This is a genomic window from Streptomyces tremellae, assembly GCF_039540215.1.
In the GTDB taxonomy this organism is placed as follows: domain Bacteria; phylum Actinomycetota; class Actinomycetes; order Streptomycetales; family Streptomycetaceae; genus Streptomyces; species Streptomyces tremellae.
In genome coordinates, this window is sequence record NZ_BAABEP010000003.1 from 239,655 (window position 1) to 256,044 (window position 16,390).

The 16,390-nt window shown below is 74.4% G+C and carries 13 protein-coding genes and 1 pseudogene; 5 read left to right on the forward strand and 9 right to left on the reverse strand.

Annotation, left to right across the window (positions count from 1 at the left end):
• Nucleotides 1-7: 7 nt before the first annotated feature.
• The 7 genes and pseudogenes from ABEA77_RS04820 to ABEA77_RS04850 form a co-directional block, all read right to left on the reverse strand.
• Nucleotides 8-1,908, reverse strand: a pseudogene (locus ABEA77_RS04820) (glycoside hydrolase family 15 protein).
• A 137-nt stretch (nt 1,909-2,045) separates the two neighbouring features.
• On the reverse strand, nt 2,046-3,290 hold the full coding sequence (locus tag ABEA77_RS04825; protein ID WP_345641604.1) for a M20 family metallopeptidase: 1,245 nt from the start codon (nt 3,288-3,290) through the stop codon (nt 2,046-2,048).
• Between the two features lie 2 nt (nt 3,291-3,292).
• Nucleotides 3,293-4,336 carry a ketopantoate reductase family protein gene (locus tag ABEA77_RS04830; protein WP_345641606.1) on the reverse strand — a complete coding sequence of 348 codons (1,044 nt, stop codon included), beginning with the start codon at nt 4,334-4,336 and terminating at the stop codon, nt 3,293-3,295.
• Nucleotides 4,333-5,169, reverse strand: a complete 837-nt coding sequence (locus ABEA77_RS04835) for an SDR family NAD(P)-dependent oxidoreductase (RefSeq protein WP_345641608.1) — start codon at nt 5,167-5,169, stop codon at nt 4,333-4,335. The genes ABEA77_RS04830 and ABEA77_RS04835 overlap by 4 nt, the downstream gene beginning before the upstream one ends.
• Nucleotides 5,166-6,506 carry an MFS transporter gene (locus ABEA77_RS04840; RefSeq protein WP_345641610.1) on the reverse strand — a complete coding sequence of 447 codons (1,341 nt, stop codon included), beginning with the start codon at nt 6,504-6,506 and terminating at the stop codon, nt 5,166-5,168. The genes ABEA77_RS04835 and ABEA77_RS04840 overlap by 4 nt, the downstream gene beginning before the upstream one ends.
• 2 nt (nt 6,507-6,508) lie before the next feature.
• Nucleotides 6,509-7,492 (reverse strand): polysaccharide deacetylase family protein, encoded by a 984-nt coding sequence (locus ABEA77_RS04845; RefSeq protein ID WP_345641613.1) that lies wholly within the window; start codon nt 7,490-7,492, stop codon nt 6,509-6,511.
• A gap of 296 nt (nt 7,493-7,788) precedes the next feature.
• Nucleotides 7,789-8,601, reverse strand: coding sequence for a MurR/RpiR family transcriptional regulator (locus ABEA77_RS04850; RefSeq protein ID WP_345641616.1), 813 nt, complete (start codon nt 8,599-8,601; stop codon nt 7,789-7,791).
• A gap of 305 nt (nt 8,602-8,906) precedes the next feature.
• Between ABEA77_RS04850 and ABEA77_RS04855 the strand changes: the two genes are divergently transcribed.
• Entirely contained in the window at nt 8,907-9,911 is a 1,005-nt protein-coding gene (locus ABEA77_RS04855; protein ID WP_345641619.1) for an aldo/keto reductase family protein, read from the forward strand.
• Nucleotides 9,912-10,031: 120 nt separating this feature from the next.
• Here the strand turns inward: ABEA77_RS04855 and ABEA77_RS04860 are convergent, their stop codons facing one another.
• The gene (locus ABEA77_RS04860; protein WP_345641621.1) at nt 10,032-10,874 is read right to left on the reverse strand and encodes a DUF4232 domain-containing protein; all 843 of its coding nucleotides are present in this window, start codon (nt 10,872-10,874) and stop codon (nt 10,032-10,034) included.
• A 169-nt stretch (nt 10,875-11,043) separates the two neighbouring features.
• The gene (locus tag ABEA77_RS04865; RefSeq protein ID WP_345641624.1) at nt 11,044-12,447 is read right to left on the reverse strand and encodes a serine/threonine-protein kinase; all 1,404 of its coding nucleotides are present in this window, start codon (nt 12,445-12,447) and stop codon (nt 11,044-11,046) included.
• Here ABEA77_RS04865 and ABEA77_RS04870 point away from each other — a divergent pair.
• The 4 genes from ABEA77_RS04870 (at nt 12,446) to ABEA77_RS04885 (ending at nt 16,172) form a co-directional block, all read left to right on the forward strand.
• On the forward strand, nt 12,446-13,045 hold the full coding sequence (locus ABEA77_RS04870; RefSeq protein ID WP_345641627.1) for an RNA polymerase sigma factor: 600 nt from the start codon (nt 12,446-12,448) through the stop codon (nt 13,043-13,045). The two genes, ABEA77_RS04865 and ABEA77_RS04870, sit on opposite strands and share 2 nt — an antisense overlap.
• A gap of 136 nt (nt 13,046-13,181) precedes the next feature.
• On the forward strand, nt 13,182-13,697 hold the full coding sequence (gene msrA, locus ABEA77_RS04875) for a peptide-methionine (S)-S-oxide reductase MsrA (protein WP_345641630.1): 516 nt from the start codon (nt 13,182-13,184) through the stop codon (nt 13,695-13,697).
• Between the two features lie 308 nt (nt 13,698-14,005).
• On the forward strand, nt 14,006-14,974 hold the full coding sequence (locus ABEA77_RS04880; protein WP_425588195.1) for an AraC-like ligand-binding domain-containing protein: 969 nt from the start codon (nt 14,006-14,008) through the stop codon (nt 14,972-14,974).
• Between the two features lie 229 nt (nt 14,975-15,203).
• Nucleotides 15,204-16,172, forward strand: a complete 969-nt coding sequence (locus ABEA77_RS04885; RefSeq protein WP_345641636.1) for an aldo/keto reductase — start codon at nt 15,204-15,206, stop codon at nt 16,170-16,172.
• Nucleotides 16,173-16,390: the final 218 nt, after the last annotated feature.

Sequence of the window (16,390 nt, forward strand, 5' to 3'; positions counted from 1 at the left end):
GCCGCGCTCAGCCGTCGAGGCAGCGGTCCAGGTTGATGGCGGAGCTGATCAGCGCGAGGTGGGTGAAGGCCTGCGGGAAGTTGCCCAGGTGCTCGCCGTTGAGGCCGATCTGCTCGGCGTACAGGCCGACATGGCTGGAGTACGTGAACATCTTCTCCAGGGCGAGCCGCGCCTCCTCCAGTTGCCCGGTGCGGGCCAGCGCCTCCACCCACCAGAACGAGCAGATGGAGAAGGTGCCCTCGGTGCCGTCGAGCCCGTCGGGCGCCTGCTCGGGGTCGTAGCGGAAGACCAGGCTGTCCACGACGAGCCGGTCCCGCACGGCGTCGAGGAGGCCGAGGAAGCGCGGGTCGGTGGGCGCGACGAACTTGACCATCGGCATCAGCAGCAGCGAGGCGTCGAGTACCGGCGCCTCGGGCACCGGGGAGCCGTCCGCGATGCGCTGGCTGAAGGTGCGCGCGCCCTCGTGCCAGCCGTGTTCCATGATCTGCCGGTAGACCGCGTCGCGCACCGACGTCCAGCGGTTCAGGTCGCAGGGCAGCCCGCGCTGCCTGGCCACGCGGATCATGCGCTCCACCGCGACCCAGGTCATCAGCCGGGAGTACGTGTGGTTGCGACGGCCCGCCCTGGTCTCCCAGATGCTCTCGTCGGGGTGGTCCCAGTGGTCGAGCAGCCATTCGAGGATGGTGCACAGGTCGGTCCACGCCTCGTGCGAGATGCCGGAGCCGTACTTGTTGAACAGGTAGACGGAGTCGATGAGTTCGCCGTAGATGTCGAGCTGGACCTGCCCGGAGGCGGCGTTGCCGACCCGGACGGGGGCGGAGCCGCGGTAGCCCTCCAGTGGCCGAGCTCCTCCTCGGAGAGGTCCGCGTGGCCGTCTATGGAGTACATGACGCGCAGCGGCCCGCCCTCGGCGCCCTCGCAGGCCCGCCGGAGCATGCGGGTCAGCCAGCCGATGAACGCGTCGGCCTCCTCGGTGAAGCCGAGGCGCAGCAGCGCGTAGAGGGAGAAGGCTGCGTCCCTGATCCACACGTAGCGGTAGTCCCAGTTGCGCGTGCCGCCGATGCGCTCCGGCAGGCCGAGCGTGGGGGCGGCGACGATGGCGCCCGTGGGCTCGTGGGTGAGGAGTTTGAGGGTGAGCGCGGAGCGGTGGACCATCTCGCGCCACCGGCCGGTGTAGGCGGACTGCCGCAGCCAGCCGCGCCAGAACCGCACGGTCTGCTCGAAGAGTCCGTCGACGGCGGCGGGGTCGGCGCAGGGCACGGGGGACCCGGGGGTCTCGGGCGCGGGTCCCGGTTCGAGGACGAACAGCGCCGTGGCGCCCTTCTCCAGGGTGAAGCGGGCCGCCGCGTCGTCGCCCTCCACGTCGAGGGGGACGGTGGAGCGCAGGGTGAGGGCGAGGTCGCCCGAGGTGAAGCGGACGCCGTCGTCGTACCGTTCGGTGCGGTGCCCTCTGCGGCCGTAGTCGAAGCGGGGGGCGACCCGCACGGCGAGGTCGACCGAGCCGCGGACGTTGACCACGCGCCGGGTGAGCCGCTGTACATGGCCGGGGTCGCGGGGGCGTACGACCGGCATGAAGTCGTGGAGTTCCACGATGCCGGTCTCGGTGTGCATCCGGGTCACGAGGATGTTGGTGTCGGGGAAGTAGAACTGCCGCCGCTTGACGGGTCCTGGGCAGACGGTGGTGATGTCCCAGTGGCCGCCCCCGCGCGCGTCGAGGAGCGAGCCGAAGACGCTCGGCGAGTCGAAACGCGGGGTGCAGAACCAGTCGACGCGGCCGCCCGTCGTGACCAGCGCCGCGGTCCGCAGGTCCCCGATGAGGCCGTGTTCGCTGATCGCCGGGTAGTCGTCCGCCCCGCCCCCGCGCTCATCCGTCCCGTCCGCCGGGGGCGTGCGCTCCTTCGCCTCCATCCGGGCAGTGTCTCGCAGAGCGGAGCGGCCCGCATCCGGCGGGCCGGGCGCCGGGGTGCGGGCGCCTTCCCCGGCCGAGCGGTACGGCGCGGGCACGGCAGGGCGCGCGGGGCGGGGCGCCCTGCCGTACCCGCGGCTCAGGCGGCGGTGCCGGAAGCCGCGGCGGGCGGCCGCAGGCCCGCGGCCACCGCAGGGTCGGCGAGGGCGCACAGCACCCGCGCCGCGACCGCCGTGCGCTCGGTCATCCCGGCGATGCTGATGTGCTCGTCCCGCGCGTGGGCGCCTGCGCCGACCGCGCCGAGGCCGTCGAGTACGGGCACGCCGAGCGCGGCGACGAAGTTGCCGTCGCTCGCGCCGCCGACGGCGCACTCGCGCAGCTCCACGCCCTGTTCCGCGGCGTGTGCCCTGGCGAGTTCGAACAGCCGGGCTATGCCCTCGGTGCGGGCCATGACGGGCCGGTTCCAGCCGCCGGTCAGGGCAAGCGAGGCCCGCGGGTCGTGCGGCCGCAGCGCGGCGAGCGCCCGGTCGACGCGCTCGGTCTCCGCGCCGTCGGAGACGCGGATGTCCAGGTCGGCGACGGCGCGCCCCGCGGCCACGTTGGGCCGGGTGCCGCCCGCGAGCACGCCCACGTTGACCGTGGTGCCCGCCGCGGTGTCGGTCAGGGCGTGCAGGGCGAGCACCGCCCTGGCGATCTCGTCGACGGCGCTGACCCCGTTGGCGGGGTCGAGTCCGGCGTGCGCCTCCACTCCGGTCGCGGTGACCCGGAAGAGGCCGACACCCTTGCGGGCGGTCTTGACCGCGCCGCCCGCCGACGCCTCGAAGACGAGGGCGGCGGGCGCGTCGCCGGCCTCGGCCTCGATGACGGGGCGGGAGCCGGGGCTGCCGAGTTCCTCGTCGCCGTTGAGCACGAGCCGCAGCGGCGGCCTCGGCAGGCCGAGCGCGTCGAGGGCGCGCACCGCCCACACGGCCTGGACGAGCCCGGCCTTCATGTCGAAGACGCCTGGCCCGGTGGCCGTGTCGCCTTCGAGGGCGAAAGGCCGCTCCGCGACGGTGCCCTTGGTCCACACGGTGTCGTAGTGGCACAGCAGCGCGACGGGCGGCGCGCCGTCGCCGTGGCCGGTGCGGGCGCCTGGCCAGTCGAGGACGAGGGTGTCGCCGTAGACGCCGCCGTCGAAGCGGCGGCGGGCGGCCGGGGTGCCGAGCGACGCGGTCAGCCACTGGTCGAGCCCCGGCAGGGCGGCGTCGAGGCACTCCTTGTCGTCGCTCGGCGTCTCCGTGTCGACGTAGCGGGCCAGTTCGGCGACCATGTCGTCGCGGTGGGACGCGACCCAGGCGGTGAGGTCCGCGGGGGTCGGGGTGGGGGTGCGGGGTGCGGTGTTCACAGTCACTTCCGGGGGGTGGCGGGGTCGTACAGGTCGGTCAGGTTGTCCGGGGCCATGGGGCGCTCCCCCGACTCGACCTCGGCGAGCATGGTGAGCAGGCGGCCGAGCAGCGGCACGGGGACGCCGTGCCGGGCCGCGGCCTCCTGTACGGGCCGGTAGTGGTGGTGCACCTCCACCGGCCGGTGGCGCACGGCGATGTCGCGCCAGATGCCGCTGCGGTCCTTGGCCTGGCCCGCCAGCCACGCCACCAGGGTGTCGGTGGCGCTCTCGCGCAGCTCGCGGGGCGCGCCGGGCAGGTACGCGGCGGGGTCGTAGGCGTCGAAGGGTTCGAGGGTGTGCCCCTCGGCGGCGGCGACGGCCTCGACCTCGGCGGCGAGCGCGTACATCAGGGGCCTGTGGACGTCGATGACGCGGGCCATCGGGGCGTCGACCAGCGCGGTGGCGGTGAGCATCGTGCCGAAGGCCAGCTTGGACCAGAGGTATCCGGAGACGTTGCCGGTGGCACGGGCGGGCCCCCAGGCCGCGAGGTCGGCCACGAGCGCGCCGACCCGCTCGCTCGGGGAGCCGTCGAGCTCCCCGACGACGAGGGCGCCTGCCCCGCCGTCCTGCACGACGCCGGGCGCGACCACGTCCGCGAAGAGGTTGACGAACGCGCCCACGGTCCTGTGCGCGCCGACCCGTTCGGCGATGAGCCCTTCGTTGAGGCCGTTCTGGAGGGAGACGACCCAGCCGTCGGGGGCGAGCCGGGGTGCGAGCCAGTCGGCCGCGACGGCGGTGGCCTGCGCCTTCACGCAGAGCAGCACCCGGCGGGGGGTGTGGTCCAGGGCGTCGGGCGTGGTCGCGGCGACGGGCACCGTGCGCTCGCCGTCCGGGCCCCTGAGGGTGAGTCCGCGCTCGCGCAGGGCCGCCACATGGGCGGTGTCCGTGTCCACGACGTGGACGGTGTGCCCTGCCTCGGCGAGGTGGAAGGCGAGGGTGCCGCCGATGGCTCCGCAGCCGACGACGGTGTACTCGGCGCGGGGCCCCGCGGCGTCGGGGCCGCTCATGACACCGCCTCCTCGCGGCCGGCGCCCGCCTGGGCACCGGAGAGTCCGGGCCAGTGGCGCGGCAGCGCCGTGGTGCCCGCAGACGCGCCGCCGTCGAGGCGTACGACGGAACCCGTCATCCAGGACGCCTCGGGGCCCGCGACCCAGCGCACCGCGCGGGCGATGTCGTCGGGCTCCCCCGGGCGGCCGAGCGGGTTGACGGAGACGGCGGCCGCGTAGTCCTCGGTGACGGGGTTGACGGCGCTGTCCACGGTCACGAACCCGGGCGACACGGCGTTGACGCGGATGCCGTGGGGCCCGAACTCGACGGCGCAGGAGCGCGTCAGCATCTCCAGGGCGGCCTTCGACGCGCTGTAGTGCGCGGCGCCGAAGCGGGCGCGCAGCGCGGCGCCCGAGGTGATGTTGACGATCGCCCCGGGGGTGCCGGCGTCGGTCAGCAGGCGGGCGAGCGCGGCGCTCGTGAGCATCGCGGCACGGACGTTGACGTCCTGCACGCGGTCCCAGAGTTCCGCGGTCATCTCGGCGAGCGGCACGGCCGGGTAGATGCCGGCGCCGTTGACGAGCACGTCGGGCGGGCCCGCGAGGTCCGCCGCGCGCTCGACGAGCGCGGCCGCCGCCTCCGCGTCCGCCAGGTCGGCGGGGAGCGCGTGGGCGGCGGCGCCGTACGCGCCGAGGCGCGCCACCAGTTCGGTGAGCGCGGCGGAGGGCAGGTCGCTCGCCGTGACGGTGCAGCCCTCCTCGGCGAAGGCGGTGCACACGGCCGCGCCGATGCCTCCGGCGGCGCCGGTGACGAGGACGTGCCGGCCGGGGGGCGGCTCGGCGTGGGGGCTCATGCGATCTCCTTGTTCTTCGTCTCGGGCATGGTGGCGTAGACGATCACGCCGACGAGGGCGGCGGCGGCCAGGTAGAGCCACACCAGGTCGCGGTGGCCGTTCGAACTCATCCAGGTGGTGAGGTAGGGGGCGGTGCCGCCGAAGACGGCGACGGCCAGCGCGTACGGCAGGGCGATGCCCGTGGTGCGCACCTCGGGCGGGAACTGCTCGGCCATGATGACGGCGCAGTTGGCGGAGTAGCCGACCAGCAGGACCACGCCGACGAGTTCGACGCCGAGCAGGGTCCAGAAGTTGTTGTCGAGCACGTGGAACAGCGGCCACGCGAGGACCAGGAAGCCGCCCGCGAAGGCGGTCATCGTGGCCTTGCGCCCGATCCGGTCGGAGAGCATGCCGCCGAACGGCAGCAGCACGATGAACACCGCGAGCGAGAGGGTGTTGGCGAGCAGCGCCTTGTTGAGCGGCATGCCGGTGGTGACGTGGACGTACGACGGCATGTAGCTGACCCACAGGTAGTAGATCAGGGTGCCCGCGACCGTCACGCCGACCACGCGCAGCGCGGCGCGCGGGTGCTGTACGAGCATGGCGCGCAGCGGGTTGGCGCGGGCGCCCTCGGCGCGCTCCAGGCGCTGGAAGGACTCGGTCTCCTCGACGTGGGTGCGCAGCCAGAGCCCGACGAGACCCAGCAGGCCCGCCACGGCGAAGGCGATCCGCCAGCCCCACGTGTCGAGGGCGTGGTCGTCGAGGCTGCTGGTGAGGATGGTGCCCATCAGGGAGGCGATGAGGGTGCCCGCGCCGACCGACACCTGCTGCCAGGAGCCCGCGAGGGCCCGCCTGCCGGGGGCGGCGGACTCGATGAGGAAGGCGGAGGAGGTGCCGAACTCGCCGCCCGCGGAGAAGCCCTGCACGAGCCGCGCGAGGACCAGGATGACGGGGGCGCCGACGCCGATGGTGGAGTAGCCGGGGCACACCGCGATGACGAGTGCGGCGCCCGCCATCATCGAGATGGTGAGGGTCATGGCCTTCTTGCGGCCGTGCCGGTCGCCGTAGGCACCGAGTATGGCCCCGCCGACGGGGCGCATCAGGAAGCCCACCGCGAAGACCGCGAGCGTCGAGAGCAGGGCGGCCTCGGGCGCGTGCGAGGGGAAGAACGTACCGGCGAACACCGAGGAGAACGTCGAGTAGACGGCCCAGTCCACCCACTCGACGGTGTTGCCGACGGCGCCCGCCCACAGGGCGCGGCGGCGGCGTGCGGCGGCCTCCCGGTCCCCGGGGCCCGGAACGGGGGTGTGTTTCGCGGATGCCGGCGGTGTGCCGGGGGGCGTGGCGTGCTGCGTCATCGTCATGGTCCTTCGTGGGCGGCGGTGCGCGGGGCGGATGGTGTGGTGCCTGCGGGGAGCCCGGCCTGCCCGGCCACGTGGCGGGCGAGGTCGGCGTGGGTGGTGAACCAGACGCCGGGGTGGGCGGCGATGTGGTCGAGCAGTTCCGCGAGGACGGGCAGGCGGGAGCGGTGGCCGATGAAGTGGGGGTGCATCGTCAGCTGGAAGACGCCGCCCTCGCGGTACGCCTGGTCGAACTCGTCGCGCCAGATGCCGAGGACGGAGCGCGGCGGGGTGTAGGGGCGCAGCCCGGTGTAGCGGTCCATGTTGAAGTAGGGCGCGTCGTCCCTGATCCACTCGACGGGGATCTCCACGATGCCGGTGGGTTCGCCGTCGGCGAGGAGTTCGTACGGGTCGTCGTCGGCCATCAGGGACGAGTCGTAGAGCAGCCCCATCTCGCGGGTGATGGCCAGGGTGTGGTCGGAGAAGTCCCAGGAGGGCGTGCGGATGCCGACGGGGCGCTGCCCCGCGACGCGCTCCAGGGTGTCGGCGCTGCGCAGCTGGAGTTCGCGCTCGGCCGCGGGCGGCAGCTGCATGTTGCGCTCGTGGATCCAGCCGTGGACGGCCACCTCGTGGCCCCGGTCGGTGTAGGAGCGCGCCTCCCCCGGGTGGAGCAGGGCGGAGACGGCGGGCATGAAGAAGGTGGTGGGCGCCTGGTGCCGGTCGAGCAGCCGGAGGATCTTGGGGACGGCGACGCGGGATCCGTACTCGCCCTGCGCGAGCTTGCCCGGGCGCACCTCGCCGTCCCGCAGGGACGGCGTCTCGTGGTCGGAGTCGAAGGAGAGTGCCACGGCGACGCGGGCGCCGCCCGGCCAGGACGCCGGGACCAGGGAGCGGCCCGCGCGCACCCGCTCGACGTGGCCGCGCCACGTGGGCTCGTCCCACTGCCAGGGCTCCCCGGCCGTCGCGGGGCCTTCGCCGGGGGTGCGGGAGGGTTCGTCTGCCATCGTGGTCTCCTGGTTCGTTCCGGCCCGGCGCCGCCCAAATGCGCGGGCGTGTCCGTCTCGTCGTACGGGAGGGGCGTCGCCGGCGGGTGCGGCGCCGCATCGGTGTGCGGGGCGCGTGGGTGCGGCGGCGCGGCTCTCCGGGGCGCGGCCGCGGTGCGGTGGTGTGTCGTGCGGTAGTGGTGTGTTCGCGGTGCGGTGGTGTGACGCGGTGTGGTGTGTCCGGTCGGTGTGGCGGTACGGGCCTGCGGGGGCGCTGCGTCCACGGTGGTGTACGGGCCCCGCGCGGGCCAGGGACTTCAGCCCTCGAAGATGTCCATCTCCCGGCTGAGCCGCTCGCCGGCCTCCAGCCGGTCGGAGCCGAGGTGGCCGACGACGCCGAGGGTGAGGGCGAGGCCGAGGCTGACGGCCGCCGTGGTCGACGGCAGTCCGCCCGGCGCCTTGCCCGAGATACGCAGGACCAGCTCGGCGTCCTTGGCGAGCGAGGGGCTGCCGTCGTCCGTGACCAGCAGGATCGGCACACCCCGTGTGGCGAACATCCGGCCGATGTCCGCCGTGCTGCGGGTGTAGCGGCGGAACGTGAAGGCGATGAGCAGGTCGCCGGGTCCCACGTCGAGCAGCGGCTGGTAGTCGTGCAGGATCGAGGAGTTGACCCCGCGGACCCCGTCGCGGACCCGGGCGAGCGAGAAGGCGAGCGCCGCGGCCGACGACTCGGACGCCCGGCCGCCGAGCACCCAGACGGTGCCCGCGCGGGCGATCATCCGGGACGCGGCGTCGAGCACGTCGTCGGGCAGTTCCCTGAGCTGTTCGAGGTTGCGCGCCTCGCGTTCCCAGACGCGCGCGTATCTCCCTTCGCCGCCGGTGGGCGCGACGGGCGGGGCGAGCACGGCGCGCAGGTCTCCCCGTACGCCGTCCTGGAGGTGCGGGTATCCGTCGAACCCGAGGCGCTGGGCGAAGCGGGTCACGCTCGCCGCGCTCACCCCGAGCCGGTCGGCGATCTCGGCGGCGCGCAGGAAGGGCACGTCCTCGATGTGTTCGAGGAGGTGGTCCGCGATCAGCCGGTCGGTGCGCGACAGCCCCGAGGAGCACGACGCGATGCGTTCTGCCAGCACGGTTCCTCCGGGGGCTCGGTGGTCGCCGGGGCGGTGGCCCTGACCTGACCGCCACCCCTGCAATCTCGATTTCAGTTGCCGGAACCTTACAAGCAGTCTTGCGGAATGGGAAGGGGGTGCGCCACCGCGGAGAATGCCCGCAGTCCGGCGCTCCGCAAGCGCCCTGGCCAGGCGGGATACCGCCCGGTCTGGCGCGACGGCCACCCTGCGTAACCGGCACGGAACACACTCGTAACAGGGCAAGTCGGGAGCCTCAGGCACCACGCCCCTTCTGCCGCGGTGACAACCGACTTAAGGTGATCAACATGGAATACCGTCACCTCGGGCGCAGCGGCCTGCGCATCAGCGAGATCTCCTACGGCAACTGGCTCACCCACGGCTCCCAGGTGGAGGAGGACGCGGCGACCGCCTGCGTGCGGACCGCCCTCGACTCGGGCATCACCACCTTCGACACGGCCGACACCTACGCGGGCACCCGCGCCGAGGCGGTGCTCGGCCGCGCGCTGAAGGGCGAGCGCCGCGAGGGCCTGGAGATCTTCACCAAGGTCTACTGGCCGACCGGCGAGGGCCAGAACGACCGGGGCCTGTCGCGCAAGCACATCAGGGAGTCGATCGACAACTCCCTGCGCCGCCTCCAGACCGACTACGTGGACCTCTACCAGGCCCACAGGTTCGACCTGTTCACCCCGCTGGAGGAGACCATGTCGGCCTTCGCCGACGTGGTGCACTCCGGCAAGGCCCACTACATCGGCGTCTCCGAGTGGACCGCCGACCAGATCCGCCGCGCGCACGCGCTCGCCACCGAGCTGCGGATCCCGCTGGTGTCGAGCCAGCCCCAGTACTCGATGCTGTGGCGGGTCATCGAGGGCGAGGTCGTGCCGGCGTGCGAGGAGCTCGGGCTCGGCCAGATCGTCTGGTCACCCATCGCGCAGGGCGTCCTGACCGGCAAGTACGAGCCGGGCAAGCAGCCGCCCGCCGGATCGCGGGCGACGGACGAGAAGGGCGGCGCCAACACCATCAAGCGCTTCCTCCGCGACGAGGTGCTCGAACGCGTGCAGCAGCTGAAGCCGCTGGCGGACGAGGCGGGCCTGTCGCTCGCCCAGCTCGCCGTCGCCTGGGTGCTGCAGAACCCGAACGTGGCCTCGGCCATCGTCGGCGCCTCCCGCCCCGAGCAGGTCACGGAGAACGTGAAGGCGGCGGGCGTACGGCTCGACGCCGACCTGATGGCGAAGATCGAGGCGATCGTCGGCCCCGTCGCGGTCACGGACCCCGGGCTGACCCGCCAGCAGGTGCCGGCCGCCCGCCCCTGACCGGCCGCGCCGCGTCAGCCTCCCGGCGGGACGGGACGCGTCATGGTCCGCGCGCCCGTCCCCGCACGGGCCCCGGCCCGTTTTCGCACGGACGGGCCGGGGCCCGTGCGGGTGGACGGGTCAGCGGCTCGTGCCGGAGGGGGAGCCCGGGCCCGTGCCGGGCTGGAGCGGGCCGACGTGCGGAGCCCCCGCGGCCGGCGGGTGCTCGCTGACCGGGCCGTCCTTCCAGGGCACCGTGAGGTACGCCGTCTCGTCCGGCGGGGTGATCCTGACCTCGGCAGGGGTCGCTGTCCTGCCGCCCACCACGCCCGGGTTGGGGAAGCCGAGCGCGGCCCAGGCGCTGTGCCCGGGGGCCAGGCGCACCGTCTGCTTCCGGCCGCCCACGCGCTGCGGGTCCTGCGTCACCTGGCGGCCCGAGGAGTCGACGAAGGCGAAGCCGGGGAAGCCGTGGACCGTGCAGGTGCGGCCCGAGGTGTTGGTGAGCACCAGGGCGTAGTTCTCCTGGCCCGCGCCCGGGTCGTCGGGCCCCACGGACGCCCTCAGCTCCGAGGTGTGGCAGCGGGAGGCGCCCGCGGGCGCCGCCGTGGTTCTGCCGCCGTCCGCGGCGCGGGCACCGACCGGCGCGGACGGCGTCCGCGAGGACGCCCCGGCCGCCGGCGTACCGGAGCCCGCGCCGTCCGACGCGGACGCGGTGTCCGACACGGACGCGGCCGGCGTCTCCGGCGCCCCGGAGGCCTTGTCGGCGCTCCCACCCGTGGAGGGCGCGGCGCTCCCCCTGTCCGCGGCGGGTCCGACGCTCCCGCGCGGCGTCCCCTGCGCCCCGGCGCCGCAGCCCGCGAGGGCCACCCCCGACGCGGCCACCAGGGCCACCGCGCCCGCCGCGAACCGCGCGCGGGGGCGTGCCCGGTGCGCATCGCGTACCGCCGTGTGCCGCCGCTCCCCCTGCTCAAGGTTCCTGACCATGCCTGCCATCCCGTCCGCCCGCGCTCCCCGCGGGCCGCGCACCCGTGCACGGCCCGTCCTGCGCGTGCACCCGATCCGATGACGGCGGGGCCGGAAAAGTTCACGCGCGTTCCGGCTCCCCGGCCGTGCCCGCCGCGCGGCGCGGCGGGCAGTGCTCCGGGTACCCCTCTCAGGCCGACACGTGCAGGCTGCGCAGAATGCGGTCGGTCGTCGCGTCGGAGTCGTCGCCGCTCCCCCGCCTGACCTGCACGTACACCTCCGGCGGGCGGCCGTCGGCCGGTGCGAGCGCGACCTCGTCGAGCGCCCTGCCCGACGTGCCGCAGGACGTCCAGGTGCGGACCGTACCGCGCCACGACGCGTCGGAGAACGTACGGCTTCCGCCGTACGTGCACGCCGTGTGGTCCACCGCCCCGACCTTCGCCGTGAGGTCCTTCGCCGTCCCGCCGTACGCGCCGACGAAGACCCCGCTGACGTCGGTGCCCAGGTCCGGCCAGTCGCCGACGTCCTGCGCCACGGTGAGCCCCGGCTGGTGGCCGCCGCTGAGCCCGAGGCCCTTCGGGGACCAGCCCGAGTCGACGAGCTGGCGGCCCCAGGAGCGCGGCACGGCGACGCTCACGCGCCCGGTGGCGTCCGCGACCCGCTCGGTTCCGGGCGCACCGTCGTGGCGCAGCAGCGCGGCCGCGGCGGCGGAGCCGCCGCCCGCCACCACGACCAGGGCGGCGACCCCGGCGAGCACCGTGCGGGTACGGCTCCGGCGCCGCGGCCGCGCGCCCGGCGACCCGGGCCCGCCGGCCAGCCGGTCGAGCTCGTCCGCGAACGCAGCTGCCGTGGGCCAGCGCCGCTCACGGTCGGGCTCCATGGCCCGCAGCACGGCCCGCTGCACGTCCTTCGGCACGTCGGGCCGCACCTTGACGGGCGGCAGCACCTTGCCGGGCGGCCCCGGCACCGAGCCTGTGACCAGGTGGTACAGGACGGCGCCCAGGCTGTACACGTCGGCGCGGGCGTCGATGCCGTCGAACGGCTCGGCCTGCTCGGGCGCCATGTATCCGGCGGAGCCCGCGACGACGGTGAGGCCCGAAGCCTGGGCGAGGTTCTTCGCGAGACCGAGATCGGCGAGCAGGACCCGCTCCTGGCCCTCGCCGCCGCTCGCGAGCAGGACGTTCGACGGCTTGATGTCGCGGTGCACGATGCCCGCCTCGTGCAGGTCGGCCGCGCCGCGGGCGGCCCGCGCGGCCAGGGAGAGTGACTCGGCGAGGGTGGGCGCGCCCGCCGTGAGCCGGTCCTCCAGCGTGCCGCGGTCCGCGTACTCCATGACGAAGTAGGGCCGTTCGTCCGGCAGCTCCCCGACGTCGAAGACCTGGACCACCCCGGAGGACATCCCCTTGCGCAGCAGGCGGGCCTCCGCGAGGAAGCGCTCGCGCACATCCATCCGGTAGGCCCAGTTGTCGGCCATCACCTTGACGGCTACGGGGGCGTCGAGGCGGTCGTCGTGGGCCAGCCACACCACACCGAAAGCACCTGTGCCGAGGCGTCGTTCGATGCGGTAGCGGCCGATCAGCTCTGGTCGGGACATGTGGTTATCATGCCCGGGTGACCGAGCGACCCGTGCAGACCCCGTGACCGGACCCGACGACACCGAGGCCCTGGCGGCCCGCGCGGCCGCCGGCGACGACGAGGCACTCGACCGGCTGCTGCGGGAGATCAGACCCGAGATCGTACGGCGCTGCGGCCGGTTCCTGCCCTTCAGGGAGGACGCGGAGGAGGCGGCGCAGGACGTGCTGCTCCAGGTGTCCAGGAACATCCGGCGCTTCGAGGCGCGCAGCAAGTTCAGCACCTGGCTCTATACGATCGTTACGAACTGCGCGCGCCAGAAGTACCGGGAGCTGAAGCGCCGGGCGACGGAGCACCCGCTCCCCGACACCGAGGCGGCGGGCCCCGACCCGCGCACCACGAGCGTGATCGCCGGCTCCCGGCTCGACCTCCTCGACGCCCTCGAACGGCTGGAGAAGGACAGTCCGCACCTGGTGGCGCCGCTCGTCTACCGGGACATCTGCGCGATGGATTACGCGGAGATCGCGGAGCGTACGGGCATCCCCGTGGGTACCGTGAAGTCCCGCCTGCACCACGCCCGCAAGCAGATCCGCCCCTGGCTGCTCGGCGAGCACCGCTAGGCCGTGTCCCCGAGTGCCCGTCACACCTGGGCGCGCACCCCGCCCCGGGCGGGCCTCGCGGGCATAATCCGCAGGTCGGTACGGTTGACGGGAGGGCCGGGAACGACCGGGTACCGACCAAGGGGAGACGAGCAAGATGACGCGACCGACCGAGCGCGCAGTCCTCGCCGGAGGCTGCTTCTGGGGCATGCAGGACCTGATCAGGCGCCTGCCCGGGGTGGTCTCGACGCGCGTCGGCTACTCAGGCGGCGACACCCCCCACGCCACGTACCGCAACCACGGTACGCACGCGGAGGCGATCGAGATCCTCTTCGACCCGACGCAGACCACCTACCGGGACCTGCTGGAGTTCTTCTTCCAGATCCACGACCCGAGCACGCTCAACCGCCAGGGCAACGACATCGGGCTGAGCTACCGCTCCGCGATCTTCTACACCGGCGACGAGCAGAAGCGGATCGCCGAGGACACCATCGCGGATGTGGACGCGTCCGGCCTCTGGCCGGGGAAGGTCGTCACCGAGGTGGCGCCCGCGGGCGACTTCTGGGAGGCCGAGCCCGAGCACCAGGACTACCTGGAGCGCTACCCCGACGGGTACACGTGTCACTTCCCGCGCCCGAACTGGAAGCTCCCGCGCCGCCGGACCGCCGTCTGAGCCGGCCGGCCCACCGGACCGGCGTCTGAGCCGGCCGGCCACGCGGTGGGCCGCGCCGGGCCGGCCCGTGCGGCTCCGGCCCGAACGCCGCCCGGCGGGCCTGACGGCGCCGGGGCCGGCCGCACCACAGGACCGGCGCAGCCCCGCAGGCGGCGGGCTGCACCCGCTCCGCCCGTCGCCGTGCGTTCCCCCTCCGGTACGCACAGGCACCCACACTCGTTCTCCTGTGCGAAAATCGGTTTCGCCGATCATGTGAACGGGGCGGCCCCCGGGGTCCCGGGGGCACGCGGGAGGGACGGGTGAGGGGCATCCTGCGCGAGACCGAGTTCCGCAGCGAGGACCTGCCGGAGCAGGACCGCTTCGACGCCTGGCGCGAACTGATGAGCAGCACCCACGCGCCGATGCGTCTTGAGAGCGAGCGGGCCGCCGACTTCCGCGCCCACCAGAGGCTGATCGACCTGGGCGCGGTGGCGGTGTGGCCCGCGCGGTTCGAGCAGTTGGTGTTCCTGCGGACGCCGAAGCTGATCCGCCAGGCGGACCCCGAGGTCTACCACCTCTCGCTGCTGCGGGACGGCCGGGCCGGGGTGTCCTGGGGCCGCGAGCAGAACGTGTACCGGGCGGGCGACTTCCACCTCAACGACTCCTCGCGGCCCTACGAGATCTGGACCCACCGGGGCTGGATCTCCTCCGTGGGCGTGGAGATCCCCAAGTCGCTGCTGCCGCTGCCCGCGGCCACCGTGGACCGCGCGGTGGGCCGCCACCTCTGCGACCGCTCGGGTCCCGGCGCGCTGCTCGCGCACTTCCTGACGCAGCTCGCCGCCGGCACCGGCGGCTACCGGCCCTCCGACGGACCGCGGCTCGCGACGGTCCTCGCCGACCTGGTCGCGGCGGTGCTCGCGCACGCCGTCGAGGACGAGCGGGCCCAGCCCGCCGAGACCCGTACCCGCGTCCTGACGCTGCGCGCCAAGGCGTTCATCCGGCAGAACCTGCACGACCCCGACCTGACGCCTGGCCGGGTGGCCGAGCACCTCCACATCTCGCGCGGCTACCTGCACCGCCTGTTCAGGGCCGAGGGCGAGACTGTCGCGGCGTACGTCCGCGGCGCCAGGCTCACGGGCGCGCACCGCGACCTGGCGGACCCGGCGCACGCCGGCACGCCCGTGCATGTGATCGCCGCGCGCTGGGGGTTCCCGCGCGCCGCCGACTTCACGCGGGCCTTCCGCGCGGCCTACGGCATGCCGCCGTCCGAGCACCGCGGGCTCGGCACCGGGACGTGACGGCGGCGCGCCCCCGGGAGCACCCGGCGCCCCCCGCCCGCCAGGTGCACCTGCGCTCCGCCGCCCCACAGCGAGCGGCCTGGCCCCGGTCCGGGCCCGCGGTGCTGCTCACAGCCTGCCGTGCGGCGGGCCTCCTGTCGTTCGCACCGGGTGCCCAACGCCCTTGGCACTGCGTGCACCGGGCCGGTGGCGGACCGGGTGGCGCACAATGGGCCGGGAGGTGAGGCGGATGTCGTTCGATCGCGCGGCCGCCGCGGGCACGACCAGGACGGGTCTCGGGCTCGCGGCCGTCGGCAGGCCCGCGTACATCACGTCGGGCAGGGCCGAGGAGCTGCCCGCCGCACGGACCGTGGAGGCTCTGCGCGCGCGGGCCTTCGAGGTTCTGGACGCGGCGTACGAGAACGGTGTGCGCTATCTCGACGCGGCGAGGTCGTACGGCAGGGCCGAGGAGTTCCTCGCCGACTGGCTCGCGCACCGGCCCGCGGCCTCGGACGTCACGGTCGGCAGCAAGTGGGGCTACACGTACGTCGGACAGTGGCGTCTCGACGCGGACGTGCACGAGGTGAAGGACCACAGCGCGGCGGCCTTCGAGCGCCAACTCGCCGAGTCGCGCGCGCTGCTGGGCGACCGGCTCGACCTCTACCAGGTGCACTCCGTGACCCCCGGGAGCCCGGTGCTCACCGACCGGTCGCTCCAGGGGCGGCTCGCCGCGCTCGCCGCGGAGGGCGTCACGGTGGGGCTGTCAGCGAGCGGCCCCTGCCAGGCGGACGCGATCCGCGCGGCGCTCGAACTCGACGTGGACGGCGTCCCGGTCTTCTCGACGGTGCAGGCGACGTACAACCTGCTGGAGACCTCGGCGGGTCCGGCCCTCGCGGAGGCGCACGCGGCGGGCCGCACGGTCATCGTGAAGGAGGCGCTGGCGAACGGCAGGCTCGCGGCCCGGGACCTGCTGCCCGACCAACTCGCCGCCGTGGCACGGGAGTCAGGGGCCGCGCCGGACGTGGTGGCGCTGGCGGCCGTCCTGCGCAGGCCGTGGGCCGACGTGGTGCTCTCCGGCGCGGTGACGGCCGCCGGCGTGCGCAGCAATGTGCGTGCCGCGGACGTCACCCTGGACGACGCGGCGCTCGGCGAGCTGTCGGCTCTCGCGCAGCCGCCCGAAGGCTACTGGCGCGAGCGCGCGGCGCTCCCCTGGTCCTGAGGGCGTGGTGTCACGAGACGCGTCGGCGCCCGGCGGCCCCGCACCCGGCCGCTCGGTGGATCCTCGGTCAGAGGATCCCCATGGACCGCTCAGGCGGGGCCGGGGTCTCCCCGGGCGGTCATGTCGGCGGGGCGGGGGGCGCCCGTGGGAGGGCCGGGCGGTCGGCACCCTAGGTTCGCGGAGACTTCTTCGCGAAGAAGTCTCCGCGAACCTAGGGT